The sequence below is a fragment of the Dictyobacter arantiisoli genome (genome assembly GCF_008326305.1).
GTDB classification, from domain to species: Bacteria; Chloroflexota; Ktedonobacteria; order Ktedonobacterales; family Ktedonobacteraceae; genus Dictyobacter; species Dictyobacter arantiisoli.
The window spans coordinates 1-18542 of record NZ_BIXY01000089.1 but is presented as its reverse complement, the minus strand read 5'-3'; the positions used below and the strand labels follow the sequence as shown (position 1 = coordinate 18542).

General features: G+C 50.7%; 15 protein-coding genes. 9 read left to right on the top strand and 6 right to left on the bottom strand.

Annotated elements, in window-relative coordinates; genetic code table 11:
• Positions 1-277: 277 nt before the first annotated feature.
• Together F1593_RS22595 and F1593_RS22590 are read right to left on the bottom strand one after the other, a co-directional pair.
• On the bottom strand, positions 278-556 hold the full coding sequence (locus F1593_RS22595) for a hypothetical protein (protein WP_149403827.1): 279 nt from the start codon (positions 554-556) through the stop codon (positions 278-280).
• 544 nt (positions 557-1100) lie between these two features.
• Positions 1101-2213: a DmpA family aminopeptidase gene (locus F1593_RS22590; RefSeq protein WP_149403826.1), complete on the bottom strand. Its 1113-nt coding sequence runs from the start codon at positions 2211-2213 to the stop codon at positions 1101-1103.
• A 193-nt stretch (positions 2214-2406) separates the two neighbouring features.
• Between F1593_RS22590 and F1593_RS22585 the strand changes: the two genes are divergently transcribed.
• Positions 2407-2850: a pentapeptide repeat-containing protein gene (locus tag F1593_RS22585; protein ID WP_172632357.1), complete on the top strand. Its 444-nt coding sequence runs from the start codon at positions 2407-2409 to the stop codon at positions 2848-2850.
• Between the two features lie 72 nt (positions 2851-2922).
• On the opposite strand, the gene F1593_RS22580 is transcribed toward F1593_RS22585, so the two are convergent.
• Positions 2923-3681 (bottom strand): class I SAM-dependent methyltransferase, encoded by a 759-nt coding sequence (locus tag F1593_RS22580; protein WP_149403824.1) that lies wholly within the window; start codon positions 3679-3681, stop codon positions 2923-2925.
• A 162-nt stretch (positions 3682-3843) separates the two neighbouring features.
• On the opposite strand from F1593_RS22580, the gene F1593_RS29965 reads away from it, so the two are divergent.
• The 3 genes from F1593_RS29965 to F1593_RS22565 all read left to right on the top strand — a co-directional run bounded on the left by F1593_RS29965 (position 3844) and on the right by F1593_RS22565 (position 5254).
• Positions 3844-4098 carry a LacI family DNA-binding transcriptional regulator gene (locus F1593_RS29965; RefSeq protein WP_149403839.1) on the top strand — a complete coding sequence of 85 codons (255 nt, stop codon included), beginning with the start codon at positions 3844-3846 and terminating at the stop codon, positions 4096-4098.
• A 17-nt stretch (positions 4099-4115) separates the two neighbouring features.
• Positions 4116-4970: a PHP domain-containing protein gene (locus tag F1593_RS22570; protein WP_149403823.1), complete on the top strand. Its 855-nt coding sequence runs from the start codon at positions 4116-4118 to the stop codon at positions 4968-4970.
• Between the two features lie 98 nt (positions 4971-5068).
• Positions 5069-5254, top strand: coding sequence for a hypothetical protein (locus F1593_RS22565; protein ID WP_149403822.1), 186 nt, complete (start codon positions 5069-5071; stop codon positions 5252-5254).
• A gap of 80 nt (positions 5255-5334) precedes the next feature.
• Here F1593_RS22565 and F1593_RS22560 read toward each other — a convergent pair whose 3' ends face one another.
• The 3 genes from F1593_RS22560 to F1593_RS22550 form a co-directional block, all read right to left on the bottom strand.
• On the bottom strand, positions 5335-7476 hold the full coding sequence (locus F1593_RS22560; RefSeq protein WP_149403821.1) for an alkaline phosphatase family protein: 2142 nt from the start codon (positions 7474-7476) through the stop codon (positions 5335-5337).
• Positions 7477-7855: 379 nt separating this feature from the next.
• Positions 7856-9778 (bottom strand): bifunctional homocysteine S-methyltransferase/methylenetetrahydrofolate reductase, encoded by a 1923-nt coding sequence (locus F1593_RS22555; RefSeq protein WP_149403820.1) that lies wholly within the window; start codon positions 9776-9778, stop codon positions 7856-7858.
• A gap of 246 nt (positions 9779-10024) precedes the next feature.
• Positions 10025-10798 (bottom strand): 2-phosphosulfolactate phosphatase, encoded by a 774-nt coding sequence (locus F1593_RS22550; RefSeq protein ID WP_149403819.1) that lies wholly within the window; start codon positions 10796-10798, stop codon positions 10025-10027.
• 384 nt (positions 10799-11182) lie between these two features.
• On the opposite strand from F1593_RS22550, the gene F1593_RS22545 reads away from it, so the two are divergent.
• The 5 genes from F1593_RS22545 to F1593_RS22515 all read left to right on the top strand — a co-directional run bounded on the left by F1593_RS22545 (position 11183) and on the right by F1593_RS22515 (position 18299).
• On the top strand, positions 11183-12214 hold the full coding sequence (locus tag F1593_RS22545; protein ID WP_149403818.1) for an ADP-ribosylglycohydrolase family protein: 1032 nt from the start codon (positions 11183-11185) through the stop codon (positions 12212-12214).
• 167 nt (positions 12215-12381) lie between these two features.
• Entirely contained in the window at positions 12382-13269 is an 888-nt protein-coding gene (locus tag F1593_RS22540) for a cyclase family protein (RefSeq protein WP_149403817.1), read from the top strand.
• 552 nt (positions 13270-13821) lie between these two features.
• Positions 13822-15168 carry an RICIN domain-containing protein gene (locus tag F1593_RS29740; protein ID WP_172632356.1) on the top strand — a complete coding sequence of 449 codons (1347 nt, stop codon included), beginning with the start codon at positions 13822-13824 and terminating at the stop codon, positions 15166-15168.
• Between the two features lie 331 nt (positions 15169-15499).
• Positions 15500-16534 (top strand): NAD(P)-dependent alcohol dehydrogenase, encoded by a 1035-nt coding sequence (locus F1593_RS22520; RefSeq protein WP_149403838.1) that lies wholly within the window; start codon positions 15500-15502, stop codon positions 16532-16534.
• Positions 16535-16640: 106 nt separating this feature from the next.
• Positions 16641-18299, top strand: a complete 1659-nt coding sequence (locus F1593_RS22515) for a CocE/NonD family hydrolase (protein WP_149403816.1) — start codon at positions 16641-16643, stop codon at positions 18297-18299.
• Positions 18300-18542: the final 243 nt, after the last annotated feature.

Below are 18542 nucleotides of genomic sequence, written 5' to 3'. Positions count from 1 at the left end.
ACATGTCCAGAAGCGTTGCGCAAACCGAGGTTTGCAGGTTTCCGAGTGCCCCTGGGTACCAACCACTTGTTCTTGTGGTGCATGAAGCCCAACCAACCGTGAGGTGGGTATCGTGCCTCATCGTCTTCAGACGAATCTTTTTGCAATGGCTTCATTTCATACAGGAGAGTATACAAAATGTTTTAATGGTTGTCAATCAGGAAGAGCCATTCATCCCTGCCATGAATGGACAGGGCTTTCTGGCTCGTTTCCTGTAATCCGATTGCTGGCTTCTGATTTAAACGGCCTGCTCGCTATAGATTTCGTCCTGCTCGACAATATAGACTTTGGCTTTGATACGTTGTTTGTGTTGAGGACGGAGAGAACTGGACCGGGCGGTTAGTGGGAAGGCTGGTATAGTATAAGGATCTTCTCTCGTCTGGCTGCTATACATATGGTTGGAGCTACGAAAGGTTTGCTTTAAAGATCTGGCATAGCAGCGCGCGCCTTTATGCAAGATCATAGGTGCCTCGGAAGAAATAGGGGAATAGGAAATTTCTATGTATGCATCTTTCATCAACGAATCCTTTCAGCTCTGCTCACTTATCCTATTCGGTTTCAGGCTCTCGTAGTATAAGACGTCTTTTTTTCTCATTCTTCAAACAATGTATAAGCTTGTTTGAACTTTGCTCCTGGATAATTTGGTATACAGGCGATCAATGCGTAATCCCTTTGCTGGCCATGTGCGGGGACGACGTTGGACCTGAGCCGATAGAAAAGATGTCTCTATGAGAAACAGGTGTTCGCTTTGGGCTCTATGGGTTCTCTGGTAAAAGCATTGTAACACAAAACATGCTAGTCGCGCAAATAATGGTAATTTGTTATACAAGCTAAAAGATATGTATTTTGTTTAGAGTGTATTGTGAGTAAATACATATTCATTACATCTTTTATCAGGTCTATAAGCCGCATAGTATGTGCAATGAAGCTAGTTTTCTTTGATGATTGCGATGCTATTATTTCAATTGTCTCTATTAGTGTAAAATAAAAACGCCTGAAATAATAGCATATGAGAAAATAGTGCTATCACAATGGTGGGTGAATGTCGGTACGGTAAGAATTTAACGTGGTCGATAGCGTTCCATGATGCGCTGGACATCCTCCAATGGGAGGGCTTCGACGCGATGGCCTTGCCAGCCTATCATGGTTTCGGCGGCGCAGAGGGCGTTGAGGATAGCCTCCTCGGTCGCTTCGGCAACGGCGTCAAAAAAGTCGTTGAGATGATCATTGGGGAGCATGTCCATGCTCAGGAAGCCCTGGGATGTGCTCAGAGCATGATTGCCGGTAGAGAAGGCCAGGAAAATATCCCCGCTGCCGTTCTGTCCTGTGCCGCCAACGCGAGCCAGACCAACGGTGGCGCGTTTGGCGAGACGGGTACATTGCGTTGGTAGGAGCGGAACATCGGTTGCGATAATTACGATAATGGAGCCGCCTTTAGGGGATGTCAGCCAGGGATTGGCGACGTGAGTGAAGTCCAGTTCGCGGCCCACGGGTACGCCATCGATACGTAACATATCGCGGTTCCCATAATTGCTCTGTACCAGCACGCCTACGGTATAATCCCGATCCTGATAGGGAACGATACGGGATGATGTGCCGGTACCGCCCTTGAATTCATGGCAGATCATGCCGGTACCCCCTCCGACATTCCCTTCCGGGACGAGGCCGCTTCTGGCTGCCTGGAGCGCTTTAAAGGCATGTTCTTGCGTTACATGGAAGGCAGTAATATCATTCAACCAGCCATCCCAGGTTTCCGCCACAACTGGCAGGGAGCCAGCCCAGGAGGAGGAGATAGAGGGTGGACTGTTCCATTTATCCGCCATGACCATGGGATAGGCTGCGAGGGCATCTCGCACGACTCCTACCGAATTTGTATTGGTAATACCGATAGGGGTATGAATCATCCCGGATTCTTCGATCCATGGCAAACCAGTCATCTCGCCGCAGCCATTAAAGCTAAAGAAGCCAGCGCAGGCATGATCGTTCCAGATATCTCCATCGCGTGGCACGATCATCGTGACACCTGTACGTGCGACACGCTGGCTATCCTGATCATCCTGAATAATCGTTTCCTGTCCCACCAGGACTCCGGGCACATCGGTAATCGCATTATAGGTTCCGGTTGGCATTTTTCCAGGTTTAATTCCAAGATTACGTAAGCGGGCTCGTGACACAATTCAACTCCTTCTTAGCCTAACACATTCATAGTGACAATCAGTTTTACTGTTATAGTACATCATTATCATCCTTGCTTATTGGAGTGGTGTGTTATACGATGGACGGTGCTGATAGATGCTCGAGATTTCCAGAAGACATGCTGCTTGCATTGTTGGGAGAGCCTCAATTTCTGTCGCGGAGGTCATCGCAATGGATAAGATAGATTTGCTAGAACTTTTACAGCGCAGCACTTATGAACAGTGGAATGCTTTTCGTCAGGATCATCCGGAGGTTTCGATAGATCTTCAGGATGAGGATCTGAGCGAGGCAAGCCTGGCGCAGTTTGACCTCTCAAATGCTAACTTGAGTGGTGTTAATTTTATCAATGCTGATTTGAATCTTACCATCCTGCACGCCAGTAATTTGCGACAGGCGAATCTCAAGGGTGCTAATCTAACTTATGCAGACCTCAGCAAGGCGGACCTCAGTATGTCCAATCTTTGTGATGTCGATTTGCGGCGTGCCAATCTGAGCTATACCAACCTCACAGAGGCGAACTTGAAAGGGGCCGATATGGCGGGAGCAGTACTAAGTATGAATCAGATGACAACCGGCCAAATGAGGCAGGTGAAATCTCGGCAGGATACGTTATAAGGTGTCACTAAGCGCGTCATTGCCATGTCTGGAGACGGGGCCCGATCCTGGCTAGATCGGGCCTTGGCGTGTTCACGCATCTTTATAGGCGACGATGCGCAGGCGCCGGTAGTCGCCTATCCAGCGGCCATTTTGATAGAGGGTGGGACGTGCCAGGGCCTCGGCTCTTATAATAACTTGTTGCTTGATGTCTTCGGGCAACTGCTGGAAGATGACGAGTCCAAACATATTGAGCCAGTTGCGCAGTGCATCTTCACCTTCCAGAGGCGTTGGGCGCTCAAAGAGAATGGCGCTGTTCACTGTTAATCCATACTGCTCTAGCAAGGAAGTATATTCACCTATTGAGGGAAAATACCAACTAGATTGAATATCCTGTCCTGTGATTTCTTTGGCTGCCTGCCGGGTTGCGCTGGTGATAGTCGCGATATTGCCTTTGCCGCCAAACTCGGCGACCAGCCGTCCTCCAGGCTTGAGGGCTGCCGCCATGTGCCTGGCTGCCGCTGCAGGATTCTGTATCCAGTGCAGCGTGGCATTGGAAAAAATGGCATCGACGGGGCTGGCCGGGGTGAAATTGGTGGCATCCCCAACCTGAAAATCAAGGCCGGGATAGGCAATCCGGGCGGATTCGATCATGCTGGCGGAACTATCCATACCGATGACATGCGCCCCCGCGTCGGCAATAGCGCGTGTGAGATGACCGGTGCCACATCCCAGATCCAAAATGGTTTCTCCGGCCTGTGGAGCAAGAATTGAGATCAAGCTTGCCCCATATTTGAAGACGAATGCATGTTTCTGGTCGTATAAATCCGCGTTCCAATCTTCTTTCACCATATTATCCTCTTGCTTTCTATGCTGCTATACATCATTAAAATAAGTGAAAATTTGCATATATTACTATTGCAGCTGTTTCACATAAAGATCATAAAAGAAGTATACCTGACTGAATTTGATATGTCTAATATCCATTTGGAACCAGATTGATAGCGCTGAGGCATCACCTCATCACATGTTTTAAATGGAAATGATCGACATGTCAGTCCCCCTACACGGGCATTGGTGCAGGCGGCGGTAGAGGAGTTACACTATCGTCCCAATGCTATTGCATGCAGCATGGTGAAGCAGAAGAAAGCTACTGTCGGACCGGTTCTTTTTTATGCGATAATAAAGCCAGTGATACTCATACTATTTGTTGGATGCTTTGTCTCTCGATATTCAGGGCTTTTCAGTTCTCTTTTTTGCTGCCTTTGATGGAAAGGATTCTCATTTTGGAGTCATTAACTTCACAACTTGTCTTGCAGCCAGATGATGCCATTGATTTACAAATGCATACAACCTATAGCGATGGTTTATGGACTCCTGAACAATTAATCGCGTATCTGGCGGCAGAGAAGTTTGCATTGGTCGCGGTGACGGATCATGATCGTGTTGAGGTAGCGGCAGCGATCCAGCAATTGGCGGCGCAGCAGCAGTTGCCAGTGCTGGCGGCCGTTGAAATGACAACCATCTGGCATGGTTATCCGACTGATATTCTGTGTTATGGTTTTGGTCCCCAACGTGAGGAGCTACGGCTACTGGGAGAAGCTGTCATCCAGGGGCAGCAGGATAATATCCGGATGGTCTATGCGAATTTGCTTGCGAAGGGCTATGGTTTCCCGCGACAGCAAACACTATTACCAGAAAGTGCTGGCGTGCCACGACAATTTCGTGATATCGCTAAATTATTGATCGAGCATCGCTACGCGCCGAATACCGTGACGCTTAACAAGATCTTGACCGATGCTGGCCTGCGTAACGTTACCAATGATTGTCTGGAGGTGGTTGAGGCGGCCCATCGTGCTGGCGCGGTCTGTATTATGGCCCATCCTGGACGTGATGACATTACACGTTATAGCGAAACCATGCTCGATCAATTGCGTCAGGAGGTGCCGTTGGATGGATTGGAAGTGTACTATCCATTGCATTCTGAGGCGCAAAAAGCACTGTATCTGGCCTATGCGCAGCGGCATCAACTGCTGATCAGTGCTGGCTCGGACTCCCATAGCAATCGCCGTCTGCCAATCAAATATCCCGCTTCTCTCTGTCGGGATTTATTGATCCGTGTCGGCATACAGGTGCAATAAATCCTGGGTTGCTCAGTATATAGGCAACGGAACAGATTCTGTTTATGATAGTGTTGTGAATAAATTCTATCAAATACTACTAAGGATGTTTTTCATTTATGATACGTGGTGAAAAGATATACTTACGTCCAGTACGCCGCTCGGATCTGGATCTATTACATACATATGCGAACGATGTAGCGTTTAATAGTGAATATAATATGTTTGGGTTAAAGCGCGATCAACATCTGACCGAAAGTTTTGAGCGCGACGGCTTATTGACAACAACCTTTCGTCCCTGTTGACCGATCAACAGACAGATCCCAATAGAAAGAGCGTGGATAGTTTATCGCTATCCACGCTCTTTCTATTGGGATCTGTCTGCTTAGTTAGCGGCGAGTTTCTGGGCCTGTTTCAGCAGTTGCTGTCCCTGGTTAAAGAGGGATTGTGCTTGCTGATGATTGGGATTAGCAATCGTTGCGACGGGATTGGCTGTCCCGAATGCCGCATTTTCCAGGACCGTAATCATCTGTTTCGCCAGTGTATTGCGGTGCGTGGTAATGAGCTGTAGCTGATTTTCTAAGGTGGTATAGGTCTGATCGTTGGCGCTATGACTTTGCAGGGCGCGGGTTGAGATCTCCAGGCTGCTCAGTCCCAGCTTGCCAACCGGGGCGTTGATCTGTTTGTAGAGCTGGGCGATTTGCTCATAGAAGGCACGATTGGCCCGTACTGCCGGTGGAAGCGCTTGATGGGTTATGACTTCAAACAGCACACGACCATCATGGACATAATCGTCCTTCAATCCCAGCAAGGCCAGCATGGTCGGACGAATGTCTGCATGGTCTGCCCAGGTGGTTGTATTGAGTTGCTGATTCTGGATACCGGGCCCTACCAATCCTAGCCAGGTGGTATTGATATCGGGCGAGACATCCCCGTGATTCCAGGCAAAGGCTGATTCCGCCTGTATGCAGGGTTGGATACAGTTGGGCGCGCCCGCATAGAGATAGTAATCAGGCTTGGCGAAGAGGGTCAGGGTTGGCGTACGCGTCGGATCGGCGGTGACCATGTGCAAGAGTTGCATCTCAACTGGATCAGCCAGAGAATGGGTAATCTTTTCGGTCTTGCCCGTGTAAGGATTGGTCGCGGTGATTTCTGCCAGCGCTTGCTCGAAGGTACGTGTGACGGGAGCTGTGCGCGCAGGCTGTCCGGTGAGATAGATGGTTGGCGCAGAGTCTGCATGGACGGTGAAGGGGGTCGTGATATTCTTCTGGGTCGCCAGCAAGCCGGTCAGGTTGCCATTGACTTCACCTACCTGGTTGTACGTACAGGGAACGGTGACGCCGTCACAATTGGCCGGTGTAGGCGCACTGCCTACGAAATGATCGCCTTCATCCGCCGTAAACACGAAGAGGGTATTATGGGCATTGATCCCATCTGCTTGCAGGCGTGTAAAGAACTTGCCAAAGGCATCATCATAGGCTTTCAGTGCGGCCACATAGCCCGCCTGCCCCGGTCCATAAGCAGAGCCAGTGGAAGGATGGGGATCGTGAGCGTCTGAGAGATAGGCATAGGTGACGGGAACACCATGTTCTTGCATGTCTGCTACATAGGACAGCGAGACGGCTGGCGTCATACTATCAAAGCCAGGGAAGCCGACATGTCCGTTGTTATCCTGGATAATATTGCCGTTCAGGTCAGTAAGAGGCCCATTGGGATGGATCTGTGAGGCAACATATTTGTGTCCAAAAAGTGCCTGATAGCCAGTATAACCGCCCGGTTCGTCGGGCAAGATATCGGCCCGTGCATGGGTACTGGTCGCACACAACGCATTATTCTGAGCACAATGGATGCCGATACCGACAAAGTCGCTGGTGGCCTGCGCTGGATTCACCTTGACTTCAGCTGCCTCAGGAGAATTCGCGCCAAAGACTGTTGGAATATCCGTGCCGATATTCTCCAGGACAGTATTTGCAGTGGCAACCGAGCCGACATTACATCCAGCGCGTGTATAAGGAACCCAGGGAGCAGGCGCGTTGGTATTGGGCGCACTGAGCATATTATAAGTCGGATTGGTGGCCGAAACCGGGGCGGTCCAATAGGTGAAGGCAGGAGTGGAACTGGTACTACCATCTGTGTTGTAATAGCGATAACTGTTACTGACTGAGACTCCGTGGCGCTCGCCATACACACCCGTCAGGCTGGTCAAAATATCATCGCCAGTATGCGCGATAAGCGGCGTATGATTCTTCGCAAGCATCGTACCGTTGTTTTTAACAAAATTGAGCAGATTGGGCATTTGTTCTAGATCTGAAGGAATATTGGGATTATCACGTGTTAAGTGCACATTGTCGAACTGCAGGTAGATAACGTGTTGTACATTCCCGGCCGGGGAGTTGAGTGTGCATGAGTTCACTGCTGCACGTGCGGAGGCTTGCTGGCCTTGTAGTGTGCCCGTGCCTACAAAGAGTGCCAGTATAAGTACTACTGCAAGTCCTGACATCCAGAAAAGCGTAGTAGATCTTCTCAAAGTACATGCTCCTTCCTGTACACATTACTTCCATTCTTTATGCCATATTTTAAAAGGGGAAAGAAGTGCCAAAAGCATGAGTATCCATGCTTTGAATTGTATCATGTCATAGGGAAGTATAACATATGAATCCTTAAGTAATCAGGTGAATTGTGTTAAAAGAGGAATAATTTTACGCGCCTGCCGCGTGCGGCGGCGAAGAAAAGAAGAAAAAGGGGTAGTTGGGGACACCCCAAACCCCGGCAAAGGGCTTGCCGCCCTTTGCAATCCCGCTTGAAAGGGCTGGTTGCCCTTTGCAATCCCGCTTGAAAGGGCTGGTTGCCCTTTGCAATCCCGCTTGAAAGGGCTGATTGCCCTTTGCAATCCCGCTTGAAAGGGCTTACGTTCGCGCGTATGGGGATTGTGTGCGCTGGCGGATATAGGGGATGAGCTCTGTGATGAGTTCGTAGCGGTCGAGCGGCATGATGTATGCGCCCTGCACGGCGGGTGCCAGATTGTCGAAGAGTTCTTTGATAATGTCCAGTCCGACCGTGCTACCCGTGTCACCCGCTTCGCGCATGCGGTTACGAATCTCGGTTGGGATGACGATACCAGGTACTTCATTATGGAACTTTTCGGCCTGCTGATAGGAATGCAGCGGTTGGAGTCCTATCAAGATAGGAATAGGAATCTGGCCGTAGCGGTTTTCGTAGTTTTGCTTATAGCTGAGAAATGTTTCGGCGGCAAAGACCGGCTGCGTCATGATATAGCGTGCTCCATTCTCAATTTTGCGGTGCAGGCGCTCCATCTCTACATCCAGATCGGGCGCGACTGGATTGGCTGCGCAGCCGATAAAGAAAGAGCTGGCGGCAGCAAGCTTGCGACGATTGCCGTCGAGTCCTAAATTGAGATTGTGCAGGATTGAGATCAGGCCGATGCTATCAACATCCCAGATACCTGTGGAGTTGGGGAAGTCGCCATGACTGGGCGGATCGCCTGTAATCGCCAGGATATTGCGAATCTCGGTGGCATGCGCTCCGATGACATCGCTTTGCACGGCCATCAGATTGCGGTCACGCGGCGTGAAGTGGACGATGGTTTCGATGCCGACGTTTTGTTGGATCAAGCGGGCGGCGGCAACATTATTCATACGCACACGGGCCATGGCGTTGTCGGTAATATTGATAGCGTCAGCGCCGCTGTCACGGATCAAGATGGCATTTTGCAGGAAGCGCGTGAATTTTACGCTGCGCGGCGGGCTCATTTCGATGCTGATCACGAACTTCCCATCCTGTAAAAGTTGGGCGACATGGGTGGGGGCTGGCTGTGCGGGTGTGCCTGCTGTGGCTGTCTCCTGGATACGTTCGCGCAGTGCTTCCAGGGTAGGAGTGCTGGCAGGTATCAGGTCGGTTGTGATGGTGGTCGTCGGGGCAAGCTCGGTCAGGACATCATGCATGGCGGAAATATGTCTGGGTGTGGTGCCACAACAGCCACCAATCATGCGAATGCCAGCCTTGAGGAAGCGGCGCGTGTAGTCCGCAAAATATTCGGGGGTAGAAACATAGATAAAGCGATTGCCCACGCGGCGCGGCAGGCCCGCGTTTGGCTGCACCCCGATAAAGAAATCCTCACTCGTATAAGCACACATGTCCTGAGCGACGTCAAACATGCTGGCGGGCCCCATGGCGCAGTTGACGCCAACCACGTTTGCTCCGAGATCGCGCAAGGTGCGCGCAACGGTAGGAGCGTCTTCGCCGCTGGTCACAGTACCATCTTCGCCAAAGGTCATCAATGCGACCACGGGCAGATCGGTGAGGCTGCGTACAGCGGTCAATGCTTCGCTCATCTCGGTTAGATCAGACATTGTTTCGATGATCAAGAGATCCACACCTGATTGCAGGAGGGCCTCAGTTTGTTCAAGAAATGCCGTTTGGGCCTCGTCTGGCTGAATCTTTCCAATTGGCGCGAGTGGGCTCCCCAATGGACCAATATTGCCTGCCAGAAAGATTGGTTGCTCGCTTAGATCACGCACCTCACGAGCAATCTTGGCGCCAGCGCGATTGATCTCATAGACCTGATCTTCCAGACCATGTTCAGCGAGGCGATAGCGATTGGCTCCAAAGGTATTGGTTTCGATAATTTGAGCCCCGGCAGCCACATAATCCAGATGGACGGACTTGATCAGTTCAGGATTCGTCAGATTCAGATGTTCAAAGCATCTTTCATAAGAAATCCCGCGTGCGTAGAGTTCAGTTCCCATTCCACCGTCGCATAACAGTGGACCATGCCGTAGGCGCTCTAAGAACGGATAGTGTGTTTGCATAATGATGATCAAGCTTTCTTAGCAATGGAACATGATCTGATAATCCAAGCCTTTGTTCTGTCCCGAATAGTGGTGCTTTCAATCTCTACGAGGAGAAAATCCATTTTGAGATATTGTTACAGCAGTATATCATAAAAAGCCGCTGACGTGCGTATCAGAAAAAATTCCTACACATCTATACATCTTTGTAGTTTCATCGACCGTGTGCAGGAGCCTGTATCAGGTTTACTCATAGATTGTATGCGATTACAGGGTACCTGGCGCGACCAGTTCTGGAGCCAGACAGGCGAGCTGTAAGAGGTCAGTTTCGGCTTCGATGCCGGTCACCATTGGAACAGCCGTGCTCTGGCTTTTCGTCAGGCAATAATTCAGGTCCTGATCATGTCCGATTGCCAGCAGATCCAGGGATGATTGGGCTTTCTGGCGCAGGATGTCTGGCGGATAGTTTTCCGCGATGGTGATAGCTCCGTAGGTGCTATCGTGAATAGTCAGCTTGGGATACTGGCGCAAGAGTTCCTGGGCCAGGTAGCCGGCGCAGGCGCTATCTTCAAGCGCGAAATAGCCATATTCGGCGGCGCAAACAATCGCGATATTGCTCTGACGCTCCCGGGCCAGGGATAGTGCTCGGGTAGTGACAGCACTTCCATTATAGAAACAACCAGCCAGACGAATACTCTTCTCGGGACAGGCAAAGAGCGCGCGTGTGCCATTGCTGGTGGTAAGGACAAGCTCGCGATTTGCAAGATCCATTTGGGCAAACTGAGCAGGCGAGTTGCCGTAATCGAAGCCGGGAGGTGTCTGGGTATGACGTTCGCCGCAGAGCAGGCGTCCAGGGATCTTGCGCCCAGACTCCAGGGCTTGTTCAAGGGTATGGGCGGCAAGCACCTGTTTGGCACCCTGCTCAAACATAACGGTCATAGTTGTCGTGGCACGCATGGCATCAATCACGATATAGATATCGTTGGCGGATGGTTCGACATACGAAAGTTCGGCAGGATTAAAGTAAATTCTGAGCTGCAAACGATTTCTCCTAAGATACTTATCACAGGGATTCAAAAAATACGCTGTCCCTGGTGCTACCAGGGACAAACTCTATCTCTACTATACACGATTCTGCCCAGAATACAATCACAGGAGTTGAGAACAAAAAATCACCTGTTTATAGATATTCTGTCCATGATATTCTGTCCATCAAGAATTTCCCAATTTTTTTGTGCAGCCTTCGGCGGCTATGTTGGCTTTCCGCGCTTTCCCGCATTGGTTGGAATGGGGATGCGGTTCCTGCGCATGAGAATTGGAAGATCCTGGCAAGCAGGTTAAGCCCTATACAATGCGATTATTGCCGTGTTATATTAAAGCTATTCTATCACTTTGTCTTATGAATAATAGAGAGTATGTGTAGAAATGCAAAAGACTACCAGGAATGTCCTGCCTGTACAGCGCGCCGCAGGATGTCTGTTTGGATTGGCTTATGGTGATGCACTGGGGGCCGATACCGAATTTTTACAGGTTGTCGATATTTTGACCAAATATCCACCCGCCGGCCCACACGATCTATCCTCTCCTTTGGCGCGTGTGACAGATGATACGCAGATGGCCCTGGCAGTGGGGGAGGCGTTATTGGTCGCACAGCAACCCTATACAGTGAAGACGTTGGAGGAGCCGCTGCGTGATGCTTTTATTGCCTGGAATGAGAGTCCGGATAATAATCGTGCTCCCGGTATGACTTGTATGCAGGCCTGCGATTATCTGGCGTGTGGTCTGCCATGGTATAAGGCGACGATCAGCGGCTCTAAAGGATGTGGCGCGAATATGCGGGTGGCTCCTGTGGGCCTGCTGCCTGCTGTCACGGAACAGGAACGGGCGGCGATTGCGCAATTTCAGGCGGCGTTAACACATGGACATCCAACTGGGCTGGCGGCGGCTGATTTGACGGCCTATGTGATAGCTGATCTGATAGCAGGTGGTGGTGACGATCTGGTGGGCTTACCTGAACGCTTGATTGCATATGCACATAGTCAGCGTACAGTCTATCATCAGGATTGGTTGGGGCCGCTCTGGAAGCGATCGAAGGCGGCCTCTGCGGAAGAATTTATCGCGGCAGGTTGGGATGAATGTCTGGGCGTATTGGTGCGTTTGCAGCAGGCCTTACAACATCCTGATGTTCAGGCGGATCCCTGTCTGGCGACCGGAGCTGGTTGGATCGCTGAAGAGGCGCTGGCAACCGGCCTTTTCTGCTTCTTGCTCTTTCCCAATGATGCTGTGTCCGCTATTCAACGTGCCGCTGTCTCTTCAGGCGATTCGGACTCGCTCGCCTGTCTGGCTGGGGCCTTTGCTGGCGCGCATCTGGGTCTGGCTGCCTGGCCTGCTGTCTGGCTGGAACGTATCGAATATCGCGAACGCCTGACTCGTCTGGCGCAAAACTGGGATGCCTGAGCAGATAAATAGCGGGTTGTAAGCTGGATTTCTGGTTAGATCATACATATGTCTATTTGGCCCTATTCCTATTTTGTCTATTTCTTCTCTTCCCTCCATTTGTTACAGTAACACGCAGAGAGGCACGTATCTCTCTTGTTATGTTTGAAGCAAGAAGGAAGACCGATATGGATAAACGCGTTCAGTTTGATTTTGAGATCAAGTTTACCAATGGTGGAGGCATTCAGGGCCAGGGATTCCGTTTGGATATCGATAGCGACGATATTTCTGATCAGCAACTCATCGACTATCTGGTCCAAGATATGCAATTGTTGATGGTCGAGCAGGTGAAGATCAGTAACAAAGAAATTATTACTGAACCCCATAAACGTATTTCTGTGTCTGCCTCTGCTGAAAACGAGCGCCTCATCGATGTGAGCCATACGATTGATACTGAACTGATTACATTGAAAGGTTTTCCCGCACCAATTGTTTGCGATTATTTGAGCAGAGAAGAGTCGCGCACACGTTATGCACCGGGTACTGAGTTCCATATCGCGAAGATCGAGATGATTGCGAATACTGGCACCTATTTAGATACTCCCTTTCATCGCTATGAGCATGGCAAAGATCTCTCAGAAGTGAGTCTGACCAGTATGGCGGATCTGGATGGAATTGTCATTCGGGCTGACTACCGTAAGTCGCTGGCGATTGATCGTAGCTTTTTTGAGGGCAAAGAGCTACGTGGGCGCGCAGTATTAATTCATACTGGTTGGGATCACTACTGGCGTACCGACCAGTATTTTGAGAATCATCCTTATGTCACTGCCGATGCCGCTCGTTATTTAGTCGAATGCGGCGTAAAACTGGTGGGAATTGATGCGGTGAACATCGACGATACCAGTGGACAGGAACGTCCGGTCCATTCACAGCTACTCCACTCAGAAATCTTAATTGTTGAACATCTGCGCGGCCTTGAACAACTCCCCGAGCAAGGATTCCGCTTCAGTGCCTTGCCTCCAAAATTCAAAGGTGTTGGCACCTTCCCCGTGCGGGCCATCGCCATCCTTCCCTAACAAAGTGTTTGATGCCCATCCTCATCTTCCTGTTTGACCTGCTGGCAGGCGCTTGCGCGCCTGCGCTCTTTTCATTATGTGGTACAGGAAAGGTGCACAGCACCTTTCCTGTACCACATAATGAAAACTGTTTTGAGCACTGTAGGTGCGAAAAATCATGAACAGAGCTTGAGTTTGATTTCCATCCCCATCGGGATCTTGTGGCTCCCCTGCTGGCAGGCGCCTGCGCGCCTGCGCTCTTTTTAGTGTGTGGTGCAGGAAAGGTGCACAGCACCTTTCCTGCACCACACACTAAAAAGATATTTGAGCACCATAGGTGCGAAAACGCATGCGCGAAGAGCACTTGCAATGGAGCTCTCCGTCCTTGCGGGTGAAAGCGGGGTGCAGGAGCGGCAGCTCATAGAGTTATTGTATCTATTTACTTCTATTCACCTTGCTTGTTTATAATGAATAAGACGATGAAAGGAATGTAATACTATACCATAAATGTTTTTGCGGATAGCTTTACATTCTTAACCTTTCGCATCTTAATGCAAGAAAGGAAATAGAACAATGCTAAAAAACAAAAAAGTGCCTGCCATGAAATATGGGATAAGTACTTTGATGGCGTCCCTTTCGTTTTCAGCGGCTCTGATGAGTAGCAGTGGTCAGCAAGCGATGGCTGCGCGCTCCCCTCATAGCTATGAGGGTGATTGTCATTATTATGCTTCCGTGTTGATTGTTTCGAAAAATAGCGGCAAAGTACTGGATGTAGAAGGTGCTTCCTTTGCTGATGCAGCACCTGTAATTCAATATACTCCCAATGGTGGACCAAATCAATTATGGGACTTCGAGCCGGTTTCCAGCGATGATGCCGGATGTGTTTATCGAATTGAATCGGTCAACAGCCATAAAGTATTGGATATTTACGGTGCAGAGTTCAGGGATGGAGCTCCACTGATTCAATATTATGTGAATGGCAGTGCGAATCAATTGTGGAGAATCACGCCTATCTATAGTCATAGCAACTATGGCTATAGCTCCTTTGGCTATAGTGATACCTATGACGGTTATTACAAGATCACCTCCGTGAACAGCGGTAAAGTGTTGGATGTAACTGGGGCCTCCCTCAGTGATGGCGCACCAGTGATTCAATATCATGACAATGGTGCGGACAACCAAATCTGGTATCTGACACCCGGCACGGCTGGCAACTCAGGCCACTACGGCAATCCCGGCTATCCAGGATCAGGCTACCCCGGCAATCCCGGCTATCCAGGATCAGGCTACCCCGGCAATCCCGGCTACCCAGGATCAGGTTATCCCGGTTATCCCGGTCATCCAGGACATCCCGGCTATCCAGGATCAGGCTACCCCGGCAATCCCGGCTACCCCGGCAATCCCGGCTACCCCGGCAATCCCGGCTACCCCGGCAATCCCGGCTACCCCGGCAATCCCGGCTACCCCGGTTACCCAGGATCAGGTTACCCTGGTCACCCAGGATCAGGCTACCCCGGCAATCCCGGCTACCCCGGTTACCCAGGATCAGGTTATCCTGGGAATCCCGGCTATCCAGGATCAGGTTACCCTGGTCACCCAGGACATCCCGGATCAGGTTATCCCGGTTATCCAGGATCAGGTTATCCTGGCAATCCCGAAGCAGGCTATCCAGGACATCCTGGTCACCCGGGTTATCCTGGGCCTGGGAGTCCCGGATCAGGCTATCCAGGACATCCTGGTCACCCCGGCAATCCTGGCAATCCTGGCAATCCTGGCGATCCTGGCAATCCCGAAGCAGGGAATCCGGGTACTCCAGGATCAGGTTATCCCGGTTATCCCGGTTATCCCGGTTATCCGGAGAATCCAGGGGCTGGCTCTCCTGGCAATCCTGAATTTGCCAGTCATCCTGGTCATGCCTAGATGACATTTTGGATGGACATTGTTGTCCAACTATGCGAATTTGACGATGTGAGAACTTCTCCAGGATATCTTTGGAGAGGTTCTCACATTCTTGCCAGTGCTTCCTGTTTAGCCGTGTTGGCACTGGCTGTGGTTGTTCTCTGTTGGGTGATGTCGCAAATGTGTTACCATAAATGTATACGTGCATACAAATATGTGCGTCGTTGTATGGGTGGAGATTGACACACGGGTAGCGGTTGAGCGGCGCGGGAGATCTTATTGCATGATCAGCGTTTCAGCTCTCTTGCTTTGATCAATGTGTGATCGATGTTCTCAGTAGAAGGGATTTATGATGGTTTCGCTTGTTTTAGAGAAGGTGCACGAATTATCGTTACGAGAGATTGATCTACCTACGGAGGTGGGTCCACATGATGTGCGTATTGCTGTGCACACGGTGGGTATTTGTGGTAGCGATGTCCACTATTATGAACATGGGGCGATTGGACAGTTTGTGGTGCGTGAGCCGATGGTGATGGGACATGAGGCCTCGGGTACGGTTGTGGAGTGTGGTAGCGCGGTGACGGATTTGAAGCCCGGCGATCGCGTCTGTATGGAGCCGGGTATTCCCGATCCAAATAGCCGTGCCAGCCGCCTTGGTATTTACAATCTGGACCCTGCCGTCCGTTTCTGGGCAACTCCTCCTGTGCATGGCTGTCTGACTTCGTATGTGGTGCATCCAGCGGCCTATACATTTAAGTTGCCGGACAACATCAGCTATGCGGAAGGTGCGATGGTTGAGCCTCTGGCTGTCGGGATGCATGCGGCCACGAAAGCACGTATCAAACCGGGTGATCTGGCAGTAGTGCTGGGCGCGGGCCCAATCGGTATGGTGACCGCCCTGTCTGCTCTCGCGGCTGGCTGTAGTCAGGTTGTCATAACTGATGTGATTCAGGAGAAACTGGATATTGCTCGGACATTGGGTAACATTATCCCGGTGAATGTCGCGCGTGAGAGTGTGACAGATGTGGTCAAGCAACTGAGCAATAATTGGGGCGCGGATGTAATCTTTGAGGCTAGTGGCAATGCTCGCTCGATAGCTGGTGTATTTGAGCCACTCTGTCCGGGTGGTCGGGTGGTTTTTGTGGGAATGCCAGCCAGTACTGTCCAGTTTGATCTGGTGGCAGCGCAGGCGAAAGAGGCGAGTATTGAGACAATTTTCCGCTATGCGCATGTCTATCCACGTGCTCTGGCCCTGCTGGGAAGCGGAAAAATAGCTGTGAAGCCTTTGATTACTGATACCTTTGCCTTTGAGGATAGTATTCAGGCGTTTGAGTATGCAACGCATATGAAGCCAACTTCAATTAAGATTCAGATTGTTTTGGGCTAGCGCACTCCGTTATCAGTGGATTGTTGAGGACTGTTGCCCTTTAATCCGAGCAACCTCAGCAATCCCATGAATGTTGATGTTGGAAAGATAGAGGGGGGATCTCTTTATGCTGCCAGATTATCCACGTGAGCTGCAAATTCAATTTGATCAACGTGTTCCAATGCGCGATGGCGTGACGCTGTCGGCTGATATCTATATGCCAGTGGCTGGCGCGCCGTGTCCTGTGATTCTGATGCGTACACCATATATGAAGGCGCATATCAACCTGGATACCGTCAAGTATTTTGTGCGCCATGGTTATATTTATATCTCGCTGGATGTACGGGGAAGAGGGGATTCAGATGGCGAGTTTATCCCTTATTTTAATGAGGGGCGTGATGGTTATGATGCGATTGAGTGGTGCGCCAGTCAGCCCTGGTCCAATGGTCGGGTGGGCACCATTGGAGCGTCCTATGGTGGGCGTAGCCAGTGGCTGACGGCGGTTGAGCGCCCGCCTCATCTTAATGCGATGATTGTATTGGTGCCGCCATCTGATCCTTTTGTTGAGACACCAACCGGCACGCCCAGTCCTATGCATCTGTGCTGGCTTCATCTGACCAGTGGTCGCACGCTCCAATCAATGGATGTGGTTGAGTGGGAGCAGGTCTATCAACATTTGCCGCTGGTCAGCATGGATGAGCGCCTGGGAAGAAACATCCTGGCCTGGCGCAGGGAGATGCAGCACACTCAATTGGATGATTACTGGTTGCCTCTCTGTTATCAGCAGCGTTTTGAGCAGATAGATGTGCCGGTCCTGCATATTTCCGGTTGGTATGATGATGAGCAGATTGGTACACCCCTCAATTATATTGGCATGGTGACGCGTGGTGCCACCGCTGAGGTACGCGCTCAGCAGCGCCTGCTGATGGGTCCCTGGGGACATGCCACGAACGCCGATGCAAAGTTAGGTATGGTCGATTTTGGGCCCCAGGCCATTATCGATCTGCGTGGTGAGCAACTGCGCTGGTATGAACGCTATCTCAAACAGTTGGATGTCGAGGTGGGCGCACCTGTGCGCATCTTTGTAATGGGGGATAATGAATGGCGTGATGAGCAGGAATGGCCGCTGGCACGTACACAATGGACGCCGTATTATCTGCATAGCCAGGGGCGAGCCAATAGCCGTTTTGGTGACGGCTCTCTCTCGCTCCAGAAGCCAGCCGAGGAGGTCTGCGATACCTATCAGTATGATCCCGCTCATCCTGTGCCCTTTATCACCGATGCGACCTCCTCACAGATTGGTGGCCCTGACGACTACTCATCCTTGCAACGCCGTGATGATGTGCTGGTCTATAGTACGGAAGTATTATCTGAAGACATCGAGGTGACCGGACCTGTTAAAGTGCAGCTTTATGCTGCCTCCTCGGCTCCCGATACCGACTTTATGGCAATGCTGATTGATGTCTGGCCGAATGGTTTTCGGCAGCGCCTGTGTGATGGCATGGTCCGTGCGCGTTTCCGCAATGGTATGCAACATCCAGAGCTGATCGAGCCTGGACAAATCTATCATTGCACGCTGGATTGCTGGAATATCTCACAGGTCTTCAAAGCAGGACATCGTATCTGCGTACAGATTACCTCCAGTGCCTTTCCCAAATATGATCGCAATCAGAATACCGGAGAGCCTCTTGGCCTGAGTACCACTCTTGTCACCGCTAAGCAACGCATCTATCATGATAGCGAGCATCCTTCCTTCATCCAGCTCCCGCTCATTCCACGCACATAAGTTGTTCCTGACAGGCGCATGAGCCCCCATAAGTAAGAGAGAGCCCATTGTAATGCAACAGGCTCTCTCTTACTTATGGTTCAGAAGCGTCATGCTAGAGTTTTTCAGCGCGCATATTTCGCTCTTAGTTAGTGTCGGACTCCCATGCTCTCCACGATCCCTATGCATGATTTTTCGCACCTGCGGTGCTCAAAACAGTTTTTAGTGTGTGGTGCAGGAAAGGTGCTATGCACCTTTCCTGCA

Bases quoted from the DNA above. Each gene is read 5' to 3' on its own strand.
- F1593_RS22595 (WP_149403827.1), bottom strand. From the start codon at position 556: ATGAAAGATGCATACATAGAAATTTCCTATTCCCCTATTTCTTCCGAG.
- F1593_RS22585 (WP_172632357.1), top strand. From the start codon at position 2,407: ATGGATAAGATAGATTTGCTAGAACTTTTACAGCGCAGCACTTATGAA.
- F1593_RS22580 (WP_149403824.1), bottom strand. From the start codon at position 3,681: ATGGTGAAAGAAGATTGGAACGCGGATTTATACGACCAGAAACATGCA.
- F1593_RS22565 (WP_149403822.1), top strand. From the start codon at position 5,069: ATGATACGTGGTGAAAAGATATACTTACGTCCAGTACGCCGCTCGGAT.
- F1593_RS22555 (WP_149403820.1), bottom strand. From the start codon at position 9,778: ATGCAAACACACTATCCGTTCTTAGAGCGCCTACGGCATGGTCCACTG.
- F1593_RS22545 (WP_149403818.1), top strand. From the start codon at position 11,183: ATGCAAAAGACTACCAGGAATGTCCTGCCTGTACAGCGCGCCGCAGGA.
- F1593_RS22540 (WP_149403817.1), top strand. From the start codon at position 12,382: ATGGATAAACGCGTTCAGTTTGATTTTGAGATCAAGTTTACCAATGGT.
- F1593_RS29740 (WP_172632356.1), top strand. From the start codon at position 13,822: ATGCTAAAAAACAAAAAAGTGCCTGCCATGAAATATGGGATAAGTACT.
- F1593_RS22520 (WP_149403838.1), top strand. From the start codon at position 15,500: ATGGTTTCGCTTGTTTTAGAGAAGGTGCACGAATTATCGTTACGAGAG.
- F1593_RS22515 (WP_149403816.1), top strand. From the start codon at position 16,641: ATGCTGCCAGATTATCCACGTGAGCTGCAAATTCAATTTGATCAACGT.